The 16,160-nt window shown below is 69.8% G+C and carries 12 protein-coding genes, 1 tRNA gene and 2 pseudogenes; 6 read left to right on the top strand and 9 right to left on the bottom strand.

Features of this window, described 5'->3' with window-relative positions; translation table 11 throughout:
• The 4 genes and pseudogenes from ACWD2L_RS19905 to ACWD2L_RS19890 form a co-directional block, all read left to right on the top strand.
• Window positions 1-558 (top strand): annotated as a pseudogene (locus tag ACWD2L_RS19905) (glycine/betaine ABC transporter ATP-binding protein); the annotation flags it as partial.
• On the top strand, window positions 551-3,163 hold the full coding sequence (locus tag ACWD2L_RS19900; protein ID WP_351340018.1) for an ABC transporter permease/substrate binding protein: 2,613 nt from the start codon (window positions 551-553) through the stop codon (window positions 3,161-3,163). The pseudogene ACWD2L_RS19905 and the gene ACWD2L_RS19900, both read left to right, overlap by 8 nt.
• A gap of 103 nt (window positions 3,164-3,266) precedes the next feature.
• Window positions 3,267-3,351 (top strand) — tRNA-Leu (locus ACWD2L_RS19895).
• 113 nt (window positions 3,352-3,464) lie between these two features.
• Window positions 3,465-4,925, top strand: coding sequence for a PucR family transcriptional regulator (locus tag ACWD2L_RS19890; protein ID WP_351340015.1), 1,461 nt, complete (start codon window positions 3,465-3,467; stop codon window positions 4,923-4,925).
• Window positions 4,926-4,940: 15 nt separating this feature from the next.
• Here ACWD2L_RS19890 and ACWD2L_RS19885 read toward each other — a convergent pair whose 3' ends face one another.
• Window positions 4,941-6,119, bottom strand: coding sequence for a CaiB/BaiF CoA transferase family protein (locus ACWD2L_RS19885; protein ID WP_351340012.1), 1,179 nt, complete (start codon window positions 6,117-6,119; stop codon window positions 4,941-4,943).
• Between the two features lie 209 nt (window positions 6,120-6,328).
• Between ACWD2L_RS19885 and ACWD2L_RS19880 the strand changes: the two genes are divergently transcribed.
• Complete coding sequence (locus ACWD2L_RS19880) at window positions 6,329-7,492, top strand: acyl-CoA dehydrogenase family protein (protein ID WP_451190342.1); 1,164 nt, start codon at window positions 6,329-6,331, stop codon at window positions 7,490-7,492.
• Window positions 7,493-7,514: 22 nt separating this feature from the next.
• Here the strand turns inward: ACWD2L_RS19880 and ACWD2L_RS19875 are convergent, their stop codons facing one another.
• The 7 genes from ACWD2L_RS19875 to ltnD all read right to left on the bottom strand — a co-directional run bounded on the left by ACWD2L_RS19875 (window position 7,515) and on the right by ltnD (window position 14,449).
• Entirely contained in the window at window positions 7,515-8,279 is a 765-nt protein-coding gene (locus ACWD2L_RS19875) for a FadR/GntR family transcriptional regulator (RefSeq protein WP_351340010.1), read from the bottom strand.
• Between the two features lie 4 nt (window positions 8,280-8,283).
• Complete coding sequence (gene denD / locus ACWD2L_RS19870; protein WP_351340008.1) at window positions 8,284-9,318, bottom strand: D-erythronate dehydrogenase; 1,035 nt, start codon at window positions 9,316-9,318, stop codon at window positions 8,284-8,286.
• Complete coding sequence (gene otnI / locus ACWD2L_RS19865) at window positions 9,315-10,130, bottom strand: 2-oxo-tetronate isomerase (protein ID WP_351340006.1); 816 nt, start codon at window positions 10,128-10,130, stop codon at window positions 9,315-9,317. Before otnI ends, denD begins: the two co-directional genes overlap by 4 nt.
• A gap of 31 nt (window positions 10,131-10,161) precedes the next feature.
• A complete protein-coding gene (locus tag ACWD2L_RS19860; protein ID WP_351340004.1) occupies window positions 10,162-11,469 on the bottom strand; it encodes an MFS transporter in 1,308 nt (435 codons plus the stop codon).
• 61 nt (window positions 11,470-11,530) lie between these two features.
• Window positions 11,531-12,193 (bottom strand): class II aldolase/adducin family protein, encoded by a 663-nt coding sequence (locus tag ACWD2L_RS19855; protein ID WP_351340002.1) that lies wholly within the window; start codon window positions 12,191-12,193, stop codon window positions 11,531-11,533.
• Window positions 12,190-13,473: a 3-oxo-tetronate kinase gene (gene otnK / locus ACWD2L_RS19850; protein ID WP_351339999.1), complete on the bottom strand. Its 1,284-nt coding sequence runs from the start codon at window positions 13,471-13,473 to the stop codon at window positions 12,190-12,192. The genes ACWD2L_RS19855 and otnK overlap by 4 nt, the downstream gene beginning before the upstream one ends.
• Window position 13,474: 1 nt before the next feature.
• The gene (gene ltnD / locus ACWD2L_RS19845; protein WP_351339997.1) at window positions 13,475-14,449 is read right to left on the bottom strand and encodes an L-threonate dehydrogenase; all 975 of its coding nucleotides are present in this window, start codon (window positions 14,447-14,449) and stop codon (window positions 13,475-13,477) included.
• 213 nt (window positions 14,450-14,662) lie between these two features.
• On the opposite strand from ltnD, the pseudogene ACWD2L_RS19840 reads away from it, so the two are divergent.
• Window positions 14,663-15,448: pseudogene (locus tag ACWD2L_RS19840) on the top strand (pectate lyase family protein); the annotation flags it as partial.
• A gap of 159 nt (window positions 15,449-15,607) precedes the next feature.
• Here the strand turns inward: ACWD2L_RS19840 and ACWD2L_RS19835 are convergent.
• Window positions 15,608-16,099, bottom strand: a complete 492-nt coding sequence (locus tag ACWD2L_RS19835) for a lamin tail domain-containing protein (RefSeq protein ID WP_351339994.1) — start codon at window positions 16,097-16,099, stop codon at window positions 15,608-15,610.
• Between the last annotated feature and the right edge of the window lie 61 nt (window positions 16,100-16,160).

Below are 16,160 nucleotides of genomic sequence, written 5' to 3'. Positions count from 1 at the left end.
CTGCTGCTGATGGACGAGTCGTTCAGCGCGCTCGACCCGCTGATCCGGCGCGACATGCAGGATCAGCTTCTTGAGCTGCAGAAGACGCTGAAGAAGACGATCGTCTTCATCACCCACGACCTCAACGAGGCCATGCGTCTGGGCGACAACATCGCGGTCATGCGTGACGGTCGCATCGTCCAGATCGGTTCGGCCGAGGACATCCTCGTCACGCCGGCCAACGACTACGTGGCCTCCTTCACCCGCGACGTCGACCGCTCCCGCGTGCTCAGCGCGAGCGCGATCATGGCGGAGCCGGGGGAGGGCTACGCGATGGCCGACGCCCCGGCGAGGGTCCACCAGGACACACCGATCGTCGAGCTGTTCGCGCCGTGCTCGACGAGCGCGATACCCGTCGCGGTCGTGGACGACGAGGGTGAACTCGTCGGCGTGGTGCCGCGCGAGCGGCTGCTGGCCGTGCTCGGCGAGCCGATGAAGACCGTCGAGAACGGTACGGACGCAGCGGCCTCCGGCCTCACCGAGGACGAGTCGGCGGAGAAGGTGAACGCCGGTGCCTAGGATTCCCTTCGGTGACTGGGTCAACGACGTCGTCCAGTGGATGCTCGTGCACCTGGACTGGCTGTTCGGCTTCTTCGAGAGCATCTTCAACGGTGTCTACGACGGCCTGACCGAACTCCTCCAGGCCCCCGAGCCGCTCCTGCTGGCGGGCATCTTCGCCGTGATCGCCTTCTGGCTGCGCGGCACCGTGGGGGCCGTCCTCGCCTTCGTCGGGCTCTGGTTCATCCAGAACCTTGAACTGTGGGACAAGGCGATGGAGACCCTGTCGCTCGTCCTCGTGTCGACACTCATCGCGCTCATCATCGGCGTGCCGCTCGGCATCTGGGCGGCCCGCTCCAACCGGGTCAGCAATTTCTTCCGCCCGGTCCTCGACCTGATGCAGACGCTGCCGGCGATGGTCTACCTGATCCCGGCGATCCTGTTCTTCGGCTCGGGCGCTCCGGCCGGAATCGTGGCGACGCTGATCTTCGCGGTGCCGCCGGGCGTGCGCATGACCGAGCTGGGTATCCGGCAGGTCGACAAGGAGCTGGTCGAGGCCGCCGACGCGTTCGGCACGACGCCGCGCAGCACCCTGTTCCGTGTCCAGTTGCCCCTCGCGCTCCCGACGATCATGGCCGGTGTCAACCAGGTCATCATGCTGGGCCTGTCGATGGCCGCCATTGCGGGCATGGTCGGCACCGGCGGACTCGGTGGCGCCGTCAACGAGGCCATCGGCCAGCTGAACGTGGGCCTCGGCGCGGAATCCGGCATCTCGATCGTCATCCTGGCGATCTACCTGGACCGCATGACCAGCTCGCTCGGTCAGCAGGTCTCCCCGCTCGGCCGCCGGGCACTGAACAAGCTGCGGGCCGCGCACGGCCTGAAGATCTGGTCGTACCGTCCCCGCCCGGCGGTCGCCGTGGTCGGTGTCGTCGTCCTCGCGCTCGTCGCGGGCGGCATGGGCATGTTCGGCCAGAACAACGCCTCCGTCTCCCCGGCCGCGAGCTCCACGAACGTGGGCCAGGGCAAGAAGATCTCCATCGGCTACATCCCGTGGGACGAGGGCGTCGCCTCGACGTTCCTGTGGAAGGAGATCCTCGAGCAGCGCGGCTTCGACGTCGAGACCAAGCAGTTCGACGCCGGCCCGCTCTACACCTCGCTCGCGGGTGGCACGGTCGACTTCGAGACCGACTCCTGGCTGCCGGTCACACACGCCGAGTACTGGAAGAAGTACGGCAAGCAGCTCGAGGACCTGGGTTCCTGGTACGGCCCCACCTCTCTGGAGCTGGCGGTGCCTTCGTACATGAAGGACATCAAGTCCATGGAGGACCTGAAGGGCCAGGGTGCCAAGTTCGACGGCAAGATCACCGGCATCGAGGCCAGCGCGGGCGAGACGGCGCTGCTCAAGAGCAAGATGCTCAAGGCCTACGGCCTCGACAAGGAGTACAAGGTCGTCGACAGCTCCACGCCGGCGATGTTGGCCGAGCTGAAGCGCGCGTACGCCAAGAAGAAGCCGATCGTCGTGCCGTTGTGGTCGCCGCACTGGGCGTACAACGACTACAAGCTGACCAAGCTCAAGGACCCGAAGGGCGCCTGGGGCAAGGGCGATGGCATCCACTCGCTGGCTCGCAAGGGCTTCGGGAAGGACTTCCCCGAGGTCAACAAGTGGGTCAAGGACTTCAAGCTGACCGAGAAGCAGCTCACCAGCCTTGAGGCCGAGATCAACAAGTCGGGCAAGGGCAAGCAGCAGGACGCCGTCAAGGCGTGGCTGAAGAAGAACCCCGGCATCGTCGACGAACTGGCCCCCGTCAAGAAGCAGTCGACCCCCGCCGAGGCCAAGCGCCCCGTGAACGTCGCCTGGTTCCCCTGGGACGAGGACATCGCGGTCACCTTCCTCTGGAAGCACGTCCTGGAGAACCGCGGCTACAAGCTCAACCTCAAGCAGATGGATGTCGGCCCGGTCTACACGGGTCTCTCCACCGGTGACCTGGACGTGAACTTCGACGCCTGGCTGCCGTACACGCAGAAGAGCTACTGGGACAAGTACAAGAACAAGGTCGCGACCCTCGGCTCCTGGTACGGGCCCACCTCGCTGGAGATCGCCGTTCCCTCGTACGTGAAGGGCATCAAGTCGGTCGCGGACCTGAAGGGCAAGTCGAAGCTCTTCGACGGCAAGATCGTCGGCATCGAGGGCGGCACCGGCACGATGGACATCCTCAGGGACGACGTCGTGCCGGGATACGGCCTCGACAAGGAGTACAAGGTCGTCAACGGCTCCACGCCGGCGATGCTGGCCGAACTGAAGCGCGCGTACGCCAAGAAGAAGCCGATCGCGGTGCTCCTGTGGACCCCGCACTGGTCCTACAGCAAGTACGAGCTGACCAAGCTGAAGGACCCCAAGGGGCTCTTCGGCAAGGGCGACACCATTCGCACGGTCACCAGCAAGGCGTTCACCGAGCAGTACCCGAAGCTCACGAAGTGGTTCAAGGACTTCAAGCTGACCGAGGACGAGCTCGGCACCCTGGAGATCGAGATCAACAAGCACGGCCAGGGTCATCAGGCGGCGGCCGTCACGGCGTGGCTGAAGAAGCACCCGGAGGTCGAGGAGCGGATGACGGCATCGTAGGGATGCCGAGCGGCACCGCATAGGTGCTGGTGAAAGCCGTTCCCAGACCTTGATAAGGTTCTTTCCGTCGCCACGGGGCCAGTCCCCGTGCGGCGTACACCTTGTCCGGGTGGCGGAATGGCAGACGCGCTAGCTTGAGGTGCTAGTGCCCTTTATCGGGCGTGGGGGTTCAAGTCCCCCCTCGGACACTCGCAACTCGCGACTCGCATTGAGTCCAAGGCCCTGGTTGAGAATCTTCTCGGCCAGGACCTTTTGCTGTCCCGCCCTCCGGTGGCGTTCCGGGCTGATGCACAATCGGCCCGTGTCCGTATCCGTTGCCGATCTCCTCGCCGAACCGACCCTCCGCCTCCGCGCGCTGACCAGCCACTGTCACGACGCGGACCGGCGGATCGGCTGGGTGTCCACGACGGAGCTGCCTGATCCGCTGCCGTTCCTGCGCGGGGACGAGCTGGTGATGACGACCGGCATGCTCGAGCGGGACGACGCCGAGTGGGCCGGGCTGCTGGAACGGCTTGCGGAGCTGCCGGTTGCCGCGCTGTGCTTCGGCACCGGGCTCGTGCACCAGGAGGTGCCGCCCGTCGTCGTCGAGGTCGCCGAGCGGGCCGGGCTCGCGCTCGTCGGCTCGCCGGTCGAGGTGCCGTTCGTGCAGATCAGCCGCTGGGTCGCCGACCGGATCTTCGCGCAGCGGTACGACGCGGTGCGCTCGGCCGTCACCTTGCAGGACCAGCTGGTCCGCGAGCTGCTGTCCGGGCACGGGTTGCGCGGGTTGCTCCGGCGGTTGCACCGGGAGCTGGGGGCGGGGCCCGTGGCCGTCGTCGAGCTGGGCGGCCGTGTCCTCGCGCGCCATCCCGCGTCGAGCCGCCGGCCGGACACCGGCCCGGCCGGGACGGGGGCGTCCGTGCCGGTCGTCGTGGACGGGGTCCCGGTCGCGGAGCTGCGCACCCAGCAGGCCACGCGGCGCCATGACATCCTGTCGTTCGCCACGAGCATCCTCGGGCTCGAAGTGGCCCGCCACCAGGCCGTGCTCACCGGTCGGCGGGAGCTGCTCGGTCAGCTCCTGGAGGACGTCCTGCACCGCACCGTCTCCGACGGCGACGCCCGCCGCCGACTGGCCGCGCACGGACTGGCCACGGAAGGCCCGCATGCGGTCGTGGTCGCCCGCGTCGGCGGCGATCCCGCGCGGCTGCGCAATCTGCCGTGGACGCTGGGGCCGCTCCTGGAACGGGCGGGGGACCGGCTGCCCACCGCCCTGATCGACGACACGGTGATGGTCGTCGTGCCGGGCGGCGTCGACGCCGAGGGCGCCGCCGGGACGGTCGCGGAACACCTGAGCGCGCTGGACGCGCAGGTCCGGGTCGGCGTGGCGGAGCCCCGTCGCGGCGTGACCGGGCTCCGGCTCGGCTACTTCGAGGCCCGCCAGGCAGCACAGGCAGGACCCGGCGTGCACCGGGCGGCGCCGCTCAGCATCGCCGGCCTGCTGATGGGCAACCTGGACCTGCCGCTGCGGGAGTTGGGGCACGCCGTGCTCGCTCCGCTGCTCAGCCACGACGAGGCGCACCGCGCGGAACTCGTCACCACCCTGCGCTCGTACCTCGCCCATGACTGCTCGCCCGCCGCGACCGCCCGCGAACTGACCCTCCACCGCAACAGCCTGCGCTACCGGCTGCGCCTGATCGAGCAACTCACCGGCCGGAACCTCGGCCGCCTCGCCGACCGCATGGAGCTGTGGCTCGCGCTGTCCGCGCTGGATGCCGATTCCTGAAGCCCGTCCGACGGATCAGGTCGCAGGCGGTTCCGTGGGGTTCGAGAGCCACTGAGCGACGACGTCGTCGGCGTGCGCGCCGAGTCCGGGGCTCGGGGCCGCCGTCGGGGTACCGGCCGTCGCGGCCGGGGCGGTGTCCCCGAACTGCGCCGGCTGCCGAAGGTACGGGGTGGGGCCGAGCACCGGATGGTCGAACTCGCCGATCAGGCCCCGCTGTTGGATCTGCTCGCTGCGCAGCGCGTCGGTCAACTCCCAGATCGGCGCGGCGGGCACGCCCGCCTGCTGCGCGAGCTTCAGGGCCTGGTCCGTGGTGAGGGACGAAGACCACTCCTCGGTGATCTCCCGTATCCGCTCGACGTGGCCGGAGCGTGCGGTGTCGTCGTGGAACCTCGGGTCGGACGGGAGGTCGGGCCGTCCCACCAGGGCGGCGAACCGTCCGAAGACCACGTCGCTCGCCACCGCGATCGCCACGAGACCGTCGACGGTGCGGTAGGTGTCGAACGGCGTGGAGACCGGATGCCGGTTGCCGACCCGCCCCGGCAGCTGCCCGGTCGCCGTGACCAGGCTCATCGCGGTCACCTGCAACGACACCAGCGAGTCGAGCATGGCGATGTCGATGTGCCGGCCCCGCCCGCCGCGCTCCCGGTCGTACAGGGCGGAGCTGATGGCCCACGAGGCGAACAGCCCGGCCATCAGGTCACCGACCGACTCGCCCACCCTGGTGGGCGGCCCGTCCGGGGTGCCGGTCCCGGCCATCAGGCCGGACATCGCCTGGACGATCAGGTCGTACGCGGGGTGTTCACGCATCGGGCCGCTCTGCCCGAAACCCGAGATGCTCGCGTAGACGAGGCGCGGGTTGAGCCCGGCGAGCGTGGGATGGTCGATGCCCAGCCGCTGGGCGACACCGGGGCGGAAGTTCTCGACGAAGACGTCGGCGCGCTCGACCAGCCGCAGCAGCAGTGCGTGGTCTTCGGGGTCCTTCAGGTCGAGGGCGATGCTCCGCTTGCCGCGGTTGAGCTGGGCGAAGTAGACGCTCTCGCCGTCCCGGAAGGGCCCGAGGTGCCGGGCGTCGTCGCCGGCGGGTGGCTCGACCTTGACCACGTCCGCGCCGAGATCTGCCAGCAGAGCGGTGCAGTACGGGCCCGCCAGCACCCGGCTCAGATCGAGTACTCGCAGCCCCTGAAGAACGGTCATCGCCTCGCGCCTTTCACTCGGTGGATCGCATCCGGCATTGCGGAACGTATGGCCGCCAACGCCGCGGGGTCGATGTGCGGGCGCATGAACAGGGGGCCGATCTTCGTGCGTGTGCACGTTGGCGCGGCCCGGTGTCGTACCCCGCAATGGAGCCGGGCCCGCACCAGGGCCTCCCCCTACCGATCCGCACACCTTTGAAGGGCCGCGTCATGACCGAGCACGCCACCATGCCGTACCTGCTGCCTCCGATGTACGACGAGTTCCGCGCGGCGGCGCGGGCCCTCGCGGAGAAGGAACTCGGACCACGGGCCGCGGACGTCGACGCCCGGGGCGGCTTCCCGCACGACAACTACAAGACGCTCGTGGCCGCCGGGCTGCACGCTCCCGGCATCCCCGAGGAGTACGAGGGTGACGGTGTCGACGCCATCGCCGCCGCCATCGCGGTCGAGGAGGTCGCCCGTGTGTGCGCCTCGTCCTCCACCGTCCAGACCTCCAACAAGCTCGGCGTCGTACCGCTGTTGCTGGCGGGGACCGAGGAGCAGAAGCGGCGTTACCTCCCCGAAGTCGCCGCGGGCAGGGCGCTGATGGCGTACGCCATCAGCGAGCGGGAGGCGGGCAGCGACGTCGCCGCGATGCGCTGCCGGGCAGTGGCCGAGGGCGATGGGTGGGTGCTGGACGGCGTCAAGACGTGGATCACCTCCGCCGGTGTGGCCGGCTACCTCATCGTCTTCGCGGTCACCGACCCCGAGGCCGGGTCCCGCGGCATCTCCGCGTTCGTCGTGCACGCGGACGACCCCGGCATCACGTACGGGGAGCCCGAGCGGAAGATGGGCCTGAAGGGCTCGGTCACCCGCGAGGTGTACTTCGACGGCTGCCGGATCCCCGGCGACCGGCTGCTCGGCGAGCGGGGGAGGGGGATGCGGGTGGCGCTCGGGACCCTGGACCACACACGTGTCTCGGTCGCGGCCCAGGCTCTCGGCATCGCGCAGGGAGCCCTCGACCTGGCGGTCGGATACGTGCAGGAGCGCAGGCAGTTCGGCAAGGCGGTCGCCGAGTTCCAGGGTGTCCAGTTCCTGCTCGCCGACATGGCGATGAAGGTCGAGTCGGCACGGCAGATGGTCTACGCGGCGGCCGCCCGCAGCAGCGCCGGATCGCCCGACCTGACGTACTTCGGCGCGGCCGCCAAGTGCCTGGCCTCCGACACCGCGATGGCGGTCACCACCGACGCGGTGCAACTGCTCGGTGGCTACGGCTACACGCAGGACTTCCCCGCCGAGCGCATGATGCGAGACGCGAAGATCACCCAGATCTACGAGGGCACCAACCAGATCCAGCGGATCGTGATGGCCCGGCACCTGCTCCGAGCACGGTGAGGGGGTCTGCGGCGCGGGTGGCTCAGGCCCCCGCGTCCAGGTCCACGTCCACGTCGAGGTGGTCCGCCTCGTCCCAGAATTCCGGGTCCGCCTTCTGGAGGCGGGTCGCGGCGTGCTTCATGTGGCGGCGGGCCGCCGTGCGGGCCGCCTTCGCGTCGCCGGCCTCGATCGCCGTCAGGATCGACTGGTGTTCCTGGCGGACCGCCTCGAAGAAGTCGTCGCGGCGCGCCTCGTTGGCGCGGGTGACGCGGATGCCGCCGCGGGAGACCTCGCCGAGGTAGTGGACCGTGGGGACCAGGACCGGGTTGCCCGTCGACTCGGCGATGGAGCGGTGGAACGCGAGGTCCTCGTCCGTGCCGTCGCCGCCCGCCGCGACCGCCGTGTCGATGGCGGCCAGCGCCGCCCGCATCCGCACGATGTCGGCGGGCTGCGCGCGGGTCGCCGCGAGATGGGCGGCCTCGGCCTCCATCGCGCGGCGCACCTCGACGATCTGGAGCACCTTCGCCAGCGTGCCCGGCGACTCGGTGTCACCCTCCAGGTCCAGGGGACGGATGCGGCGGGGCAGCACGAAGACGCCCCGGCCCTGGCGCGGCTCGACCAGTCCCGCGTTGCGCAGCCGGGAGACCGCCTCACGGATCACCGTGCGGCTCACACCGAGCTGCTTGACGAGCTCCACCTCGGTCGGCAGCTTGTCGCCCGCCGTGAGCCGCCCCGACTCGATCTCCTCGGTGAGCATCGCGGCGACGCGATCGGCGAGCCGCACGGGCCCGTCCACCTTGTTGAACATGGCGTCAGTCTATCGACGTGGCCGCGGACACCTCGGCGGTGACCGCGTCCGGGTGGTCGGCGACGTACTGGCGGATCACCGACGCGAAGTCCGGGTCGGAGGTGAGGCCGAGGGCCGCCGCGCGGGTGTTGTCGAAGGAGGCCGGCCACGAGCCGACGATCGACTCCACGGACGCGTCCGGGGCCACCGTCACCAGGTCGGCCACCGCGTCGCCCGCCACCTCGCGCAGTGTCGCGAGCATCTCGGCGACCGTGACCGTCAGGGCCGGGAGGTTCACTGGGATTTTGCCGGTCAACTGGCCCTCACGCGTGCCCAGTTCGGCCTGGGCGACCCGCAGGATGCCCTCCACCGTGCGGCGCGGGGAGGCCAGCGCCACTCGTGTCTCCGGGCTCACCGGGCAGGTCGCCGCGAGGCCCGCGAGGGGTTCGCGGACGACGCCGGACAGGAAGCCGGAGGCGGCGGCGTTCGGCTTGCCGGGGCGTACCGACACCGTCATCAGGCGGGTCACGCGGCCGTCCACGTACCCGCGGCGCGTGTACTCGGCGACCAGTTGCTCGCAGATCCGCTTCTGCACGCCGTAGCTGGACTGCGGCGTCGGCAGCGTCGACTCGCTGACCACGGGCGGCAGGGGGAGCGCCGCGTCGGAGCCGTAGACCGCGACGCTGCTCGCGAACACGAGGCGTACGGAGGGGCCGCCCGCCTCCGACTGGGCGCGGGCAGCCTGGAGGAGAGCGCGGGTTGTGTCCAGGTTGGCGGTCATGCCGAGGTCGAAGTCCGCCTCGCACTCCGACGACACCGCGGCCGCGAGGTGGATGACCACGTCGACCGGCTCGGCGAACAGCTCCGGGAGACGGTCCGTGAGGTCGCCCTGGACCACGTCCACCAGTGCGTTGGCTGTGAGCGGCGACTCGTCCGGGACGAACCTGTCCGCGAGCGTGAGGCGGTCGATGGGCAGGCCGTCGAACGTGCGCCGCTCCAGCAGGGCCTCGGCGACCTGGCGGCCCAGGAAGCCGAAGCCGCCCGTGATGACGATCCTCATGATGCGTGCTCTCCAGAATTGTCTTGCTCGGTACGGAAGTTGTTCAGCCAGCCGAGACCCTCGCTCGTGCCGGCCTTGGGGAAGTACTCGCAGCCGATCCAGCCGTCGAAGCCCAAACCGTCCACCACCGACAGGAGGTGAGTGAGGTTCAGCTCGCCCGCGTCGGGCTCGTGGCGGTCCGGGACGCCCGCGATCTGAAGGTGGCCCACGCGGCCCGTCGGCAGGTCGCGGCGGAGGGTGGCGGTGAGGTCGCCCTCGACGATCTGGCAGTGGTACAGGTCGAGTTGGACCTTCAGGTTGGCCGCGCCCACCTCGCGTACGACCGCGTGGGCGTCCGCCTGGTGGTTCAGGAAGTAGCCCGGCATGTCACGGGTGTTGATGGGCTCGATCAGGATGTCGACCCCCGCGGGCGCCGCCTGTTCGGCCGCGTACGCCAGGTTGGTCAGGTACGTGTCCCGGCACGCGGCGCGCGACACACCCTCGGGCGCGAGGCCCGCCATCATGTGCACGCGCGGGCTGCCGAGCGCGGCCGCGTACTCCAGCGCCCGGTCGACGCCCTCGCGCACCTCGGACTCGCGGCCGGGCAGGGCCGCGATGCCGCGCTCGCCGCCGTCCCAGTCGCCGGGCGAGGCGTTGAACAGGGCCTGGCGCAGGCCGTGTTCGTCGAGGCGGGCGCGGAGCTCCGCGGTCCCGTACGCGTACGGGAAGAGGTACTCGACGGCCTCGAAGCCGTCCGCCGAGGCCGCGGCGAAGCGGTCCAGGAACTCGTACTCGGGATACAGCGTGGAAAGATTCGCCGCGAACCTTGGCATGGTGACTCCTATCGGGAAAGAGGTGGGTGCGTCAGCGGTTGACGACGTCCTTCTTCGTCGTCAGGACGGCCGCCGCACCGATGACGAGGGCAAGGGCCAGAACGTACATCGGGATCGCCGTCGAACCGGTCGCGTCCTTCAGCGCGCCGATCATGTACGGGCTGACGAAGCCGGCGAGGTTGCCGACTGAGTTGATCACCGCGAGGCCCGCCGCGGCCGCCGTGCCGCCGAGGAACGCGGTCGGCAGCGACCAGAACAGCGGGGCGCAGGTCAGGACGCCTGCCGCCGCGATCGACAGGGCGACGAGGGCCAGCACGGTCGAACCGGTGAAGCTCGCCGCCATCGAGAAGCCGACGGCGCCCATCAGCGATGGGATCACCAGGTGCCAGCGGCGCTCGCGGCGCTTGTCGGCGGAGAAGCCGAAGAGGTTCATGGCGATCAGCGCGGCCAGGTACGGGACGGCGCTCAGGACGCCGATCGCGAGGCCGCCCTTGACGCCGGTGGACTGTACGAACGTCGGCATCCAGAACGTCAGCGCGTACTGACCCATCACGAAGCAGAAGTAGATGAGGCACATCAGCCACACCTTGCCGTTGCGGAAGGCGTCGAGGGCGCGGCCGTGGACGGTGTGGTGGGTGGCGTCGGCGGCGAGGGCCTTCTCGACGACCGTCTTCTCGTCGTCGGTCAGCCACTTGGCGTCGCGCACGCTGTTGTCGAGCCAGAACAGGCAGACGACACCGATGACCAGGGCGGGGATCGCCTCCACGACGAACAGCCACTGCCAGCCGCTCCAGCCGGCCGCGTCGTCGAAGACGTCCATGATCCAGCCGGAGAGCGGGTTGCCGAAGATGCCCGCGACGGGAATCGCCGACATGAACATCGCGATGACGCGGGCCCGGCGCTGGGACGGGAACCAGTACGTGCAGTAGAGGATCACGCCGGGGTAGAAGCCGGCCTCGGCGGCGCCGAGCAGGAAACGGAGCACGTAGAACGTCGTCTCGCTGTTGACGAAGGCGAACGCCGCGGACACCACCCCCCAGCTGATCATGATGCGGGCGATCCAGGTGCGGGCGCCCACCTTCTGCATCAGCAGGTTCGAGGGGACCTCGAAGAAGAAGTAGCCGATGAAGAAGAGGCCGGCTCCGAGCCCGTAGGCCGCCTCGCTGAAGCCGAGGTCCGAGGACATCTGCAGCTTGGCGAAGCCCACGTTCACGCGGTCCAGGTACGAGACCACGTAACAGAGGATCAGGAAGGGGACGATGCGACGGATCACCTTGCGGAAGACCGCGTTCTCACGCGCGAGTTCGGGGGTGTCGTCCGTGGGGACGGTCGTGGACATGAGGGGCACTTCCTTGTGCGGCTCAGGTGGGGGAATGAGCGGGGGATGAGCGGGCGGGGGACTACCAGGCCGCTCCGAACGTGTCTCGCAGTTCGGCGATGGCCCGTTCGGGGAGCGGTGCGGGCTTGCGGTCGGTCGTCAGCCAGAGGCGGGCCGTCTCCTCGAGCTCTTCGAGTACGGCGAGCGCGGAGGCGGCGTCCGGGCCCCAGACCACGGGGCCGAGGCGGTCGAGCAGGACCGCGCGGATCGAAGTGCCTTGAGCGGCGCGGGAGTTGATCCGTTCGGACACCAGCTGGGCGACGAGCGGGTCGCCGGGCCGGTGGTAGGGGATGAGCGGGACGTGGCCCACCTTCATCACGTAGTACGGGGTGATGGGTGGCAGCACATCGTCCTGGTGCCACACACCGGCAAGGGTGAGCGCGACCAGGTGTGTGGAGTGGGTGTGGATGACGAAGCGGGCCGTGGGGTCGGCCTCGTAGATGCGGCGGTGCAGGGAGAGTGTCTTGCTGGCGCGGTCGCCCGCGATCTGCCGTCCGTCGGCGTCGACCTGGGCGATCCGGTCACCGGAGAGGAAGCCGAGCGCCGCGTCGGTCGGGGTGATCAGGTGGCCCTGGCCGTCGTCCAGCTTGGCGCTGATGTTGCCCGCGCTGGCGTGGACGTAGCCGCGGGCGAAGAGGCTGGTGCCGACGCGGACGATCTCGGCGCGTGCCGTGTCGGGGGTCATGCCGTGACCTCCCCGGGGCGGGCGAAGGCCGAGGTGAAGAAGTCGGCGCCGCCGAAGTTCCCCGACTTGAGCGCGATGTGGAGGGTGTCACCGTCGGCGAGCGGCGCGGCACACCACGGCACACCCGGATCGATCTGCGGGCCGATCCGCAGCCCGGTCAGGCCGAGGGCCTGGACGACGGCGCCGGAGGTCTCGCCACCGGCGACGACGAGCCGGCGCACCCCGCGCTCGACGAGTCCCTGGGCGACGCGCGCGAGCGTCCGCTCCACCAACTCCCCGGCCTCGGCGGCCCCGAGCTGCCCCTGCACGTCGCGTACGGCGTCGGGGGACCCGGTCGAGTAGATGAGCACCGGGCCGTCCGACGACAGGTGGGCGTCGGCGAAGGCGAGTGCCTCGGCGGCCACGTCCTCGCCCGCCGCGATCCGCATCGGATCCACGCTGAAGCCGGGGCGGCCGGTGGCGAGGAACTCCCGTACCTGGCCGTTCGTCGCGGCGGACACCGAACCGGCGACGACCGCCGAGTGGCCCGTGGCGGCGGGGAGTTCGGCGGCCCCGGGGGAGGGCTCGATGCCCCAGTTCGCGGGCAGCCCGATGGCGAGGCCCGAACCGGCGGTGACCAGCGGCAGTCCGGCGACCGCCGCGCCCAGGCGCACGAGGTCGTCGTTCGACACGGCGTCGACGACCGCGGCGCCGACGCCGTCCTCCCGCAGCTCCTCGATCCGGGCCGCGATGGCCTCGGGCCCGGCCGCGACGGCCTTGTGGTCGATGAGCCCGACGGGCCGCACGGTCTGCGCGCCGAGCACCGACACCAGGTTGGAGTCGGCCATCGGGGTCAGCGGGTGGTGGCGCATGCCGCTCTCGCCGAGCAGCACGTCGCCGACGAAGAGGTGCCCCTTGAAGACGGTGCGCCCGTTGTCGGGGAACGCGGGCGTCGCGACGGTGAAGTCGGTGCCGAGCGCGTCCATCAGCGCCTCGGTGACCGGGCCGATGTTGCCGGCGGGCGTCGAGTCGAAGGTCGAGCAGTACTTGAAGTAGATCTGCTCGGCGCCCGCGGAGCGCAGCCACTCCAGGGCACGCAGCGAGGAGTCGACGGCCTCGGCCGCCGGGACGGTCCGCGACTTGAGCGCGATGACGACGGCGTCGGTGGCGGCCGGGGGCTTGGTGTCCGCCGCCGGTACGTCGATCAGCTGGACCACGCGCATGCCCGCGCGGACCAGGTTGTTGGCGAGGTCGGTGGCGCCGGTGAAGTCGTCGGCGATGCAGCCGAGACGGATGGGCATGTCAGTTCTCCTTCTGGGGCGCGGGCTTCGGCGCGGGCCTGGACTCGGGCTTCGGCTCGGGCAGCTCGATGCCCGGGAAGATCTTGATGACCGCGCTGTCGTCCTCGCTGCCGAGACCGGACGCGGAGGCCTGGAGGAACATCTGGTGGGCGGTCGCGGACAGCGGCAGCGGGAACTTCTGCGGCCGTGCCGAGTCCAGCACGAGCCCGAGGTCCTTGACGAAGATGTCAACCGCGGACAGTGGTGTGTAGTCCCCGTCCAGGACGTGTGCCATGCGGTTCTCGAACATCCACGAGTTGCCCGCGCTGTGCGTGATCACCTCGTACAGCGACTCGGCGGGCACGCCCGCCTTGATGCCGAGGGCCATCGCCTCCGCGGCGGCGGCGATGTGCACGCCCGCGAGCAGCTGGTTCACGATCTTGACCTTGGAGCCGAGCCCCGCGGTGTCACCGAGCCGGTAGACAGTGGCGCTCATCGCGTCGAGCACGGGGTCGGCGAGCGCGTACGCCGCCGGGGAGCCGGAGGTCATCATCGTCAGCTCACCGGTCGCGGCGCGGGCGGCGCCGCCGGAGATCGGGGCGTCGAGGAATCGGACGCCCAACTCGCCGAGCCTGCCCTCCAGTTGGGCAGAGAAGGCCGGGTCGACGGTGGAGCACATGACGTAGACGGAGCCGGGCCGCAGCCGGTGGGCCGCGCCGCCGTCCCCGTCGCCGAACAGGACCGATTCGACCTGCGTCGAGTTGACCACGACGCCGACGAGGACGTCGACGTCGGCCGCGAGGTCACCGGCCGTGTCGTAGGCGGTGCCGCCCTCGCGGGCGAAGGCGGCGGCGACATCGGCGCGCAGGTCGTGGACCGCCACGTGGAACCCGGCGGTGCGCAGGCTGCGGGCCATGCCGAGGCCCATGGCTCCGAGGCCGACGAGGCCTACGCGGGGCGTGGGGGTGGGGGGTGCCGGGCGGTCCGGGTCGTGCATGGGTGTCCGTTCCTGTCTCTGGGCGTGGGCCGTCGAACGCAGGTCATATGATGACCTGACGTCGACGTTGAGTACAGGGTGATGCCGGTCACAGGTGGGTGACGGTGTGAAGTGGTCCCGTGGCCGGGCCCAAAAGCCGGGGCTCTGCCCCGGACCCCGCGCCTCAATCGCCGGCGGGGCTCAAAAAACAACCGCTAGCGGGGCTTGAGGTGATCAGCCGCCGGCGCGGGCGGAGCGACCGTACGGGCCACCACGGGGACGCGGATCCACGCGGCGCTGTGCAACCGTGCGAGCGACAGCACCCCGATCACCATTGAGGTCGAGGGTACGGTCAACCACGGCAACACCAGCAATGTGTCCGGCGACAGTTGCAACACGGCCGACGGTGTCATCGAGCTCAAGCAGATCGGCAACGTCACGCTCGTGGGTGTCGGAAACGGCGCGGTCTTCGACCAACTCGGCATCCACATACGGCAGTCCAGCAACATCATCATCCAGAACGTGACGGTCCAGAACGTCAAGAAGTCCGGCTCGCCCACCTCCAACGGCGGCGACGCCATCGGCATGGAGAGCGACGTCCGCAACGTCTGGGTGGACCAGGTGAACCTGCTCGCCTCGGGCGGCGAGTCGGAGGGCTACGACGGCCTCTCGTACAGCACGCTGCGGAATTCGGGCCGTGGCGGCCTCATCGGCTCCAGCGAGACCGAACTGTCCAACGGCTATATCACGTTCCACCACAACCTGTACGAGAACATCGACTCCCGCGTACCCCTGCTCCGCGGTGGCACGGAGCACATGTACAACAACTACTACGTGAGCCTCAACGAGTCGAAGGACGTCCTCGGCGCGTTCTACACGGACGCAGCCGGCTCCTGGCAGGTCGGCGGCAACATCTTCGACTACGTGACGTGGTCGCCGGCCGGTAGTGAGTGCAAGCCGGCGGGCCCGGACCCGGTGTCCAACACCACGGTCTCGATCCCGTACTCGTACAAGCTCGACGCAGACACCCACGCCGACGGCAGCATGACCACGTACTGGTCGCCGAGCGGCGCGAGCGCGACGCCCCAGGTGGCGGAGTTCGAGACGTACGTCCAGTAGACGAACAGCACCCCGCCCACCGGGGTCGACACCGGTGGGCGGGGTGCGGTACGGGTCCGGTCAGCTGTGGAACTTGATGTATCCGTTGCGGTCCCGGTCGTTCGCCGCCTTGGTGTACTTGTGGACGTCGGAACGGGCGCCGGACGGCTTGTACAGGTAGATGGTGTCCCCGCTGTTGTTCCATATGAAGTTGCAGTTGTCGCGGTAGACGACGTTCTTCGCGTCGGAGTCGCTGCCGTTGCCGCCGCGCAGCTTGACGTAGTCACCGGGCTGCAGGGAGTGGCTCGCGGTGAACTTGAAGCGGTTCCCCGTGGCGTCCTTCACGACGTACCCCTTGAGGTTGACCGTCGCGGTGCGCGAGTAGTTCTTGATGGTCAGGTACTCGTTCTTGGTGTTGCCGCCCGAGCAGCGGTTGGAGTCCGGGCCGGGAGCGTCGTACTGAACGCCCCTCACCTTCAGTGCCGAGTGGTACTCGGCGGCCTGCGCGGGAGACACGGTCGCGGCGAGCGCGGCGACGGCGGCGGCAGCGGGCAGGGCGTAGCGGTAACGCATGAGGTTCCCCCCTCAGTGGTTCCAATGGTGCCCCGCGAGCATATGTCATGTGAACGGTGGG

This window comes from Streptomyces sp. NPDC002754, assembly GCF_053592315.1.
This window is presented reverse-complemented; position numbering and strand designations above follow the sequence as displayed.

Excerpts from the sequence above, each read along its gene's own strand:
- ACWD2L_RS19885 (WP_351340012.1), bottom strand. The coding sequence starts at position 6,119 with ATGACCGTTCTTCAGGGGCTGCGAGTACTCGATCTGAGCCGGGTGCTG.
- ACWD2L_RS19880 (WP_451190342.1), top strand. The coding sequence starts at position 6,329 with ATGACCGAGCACGCCACCATGCCGTACCTGCTGCCTCCGATGTACGAC.
- ACWD2L_RS19875 (WP_351340010.1), bottom strand. The coding sequence starts at position 8,279 with ATGTTCAACAAGGTGGACGGGCCCGTGCGGCTCGCCGATCGCGTCGCC.
- denD (WP_351340008.1), bottom strand. The coding sequence starts at position 9,318 with ATGAGGATCGTCATCACGGGCGGCTTCGGCTTCCTGGGCCGCCAGGTC.
- otnI (WP_351340006.1), bottom strand. The coding sequence starts at position 10,130 with ATGCCAAGGTTCGCGGCGAATCTTTCCACGCTGTATCCCGAGTACGAG.
- ACWD2L_RS19860 (WP_351340004.1), bottom strand. The coding sequence starts at position 11,469 with ATGTCCACGACCGTCCCCACGGACGACACCCCCGAACTCGCGCGTGAG.
- ACWD2L_RS19855 (WP_351340002.1), bottom strand. The coding sequence starts at position 12,193 with ATGACCCCCGACACGGCACGCGCCGAGATCGTCCGCGTCGGCACCAGC.
- otnK (WP_351339999.1), bottom strand. The coding sequence starts at position 13,473 with ATGCCCATCCGTCTCGGCTGCATCGCCGACGACTTCACCGGCGCCACC.
- ltnD (WP_351339997.1), bottom strand. The coding sequence starts at position 14,449 with ATGCACGACCCGGACCGCCCGGCACCCCCCACCCCCACGCCCCGCGTA.
- ACWD2L_RS19835 (WP_351339994.1), bottom strand. The coding sequence starts at position 16,099 with ATGCGTTACCGCTACGCCCTGCCCGCTGCCGCCGCCGTCGCCGCGCTC.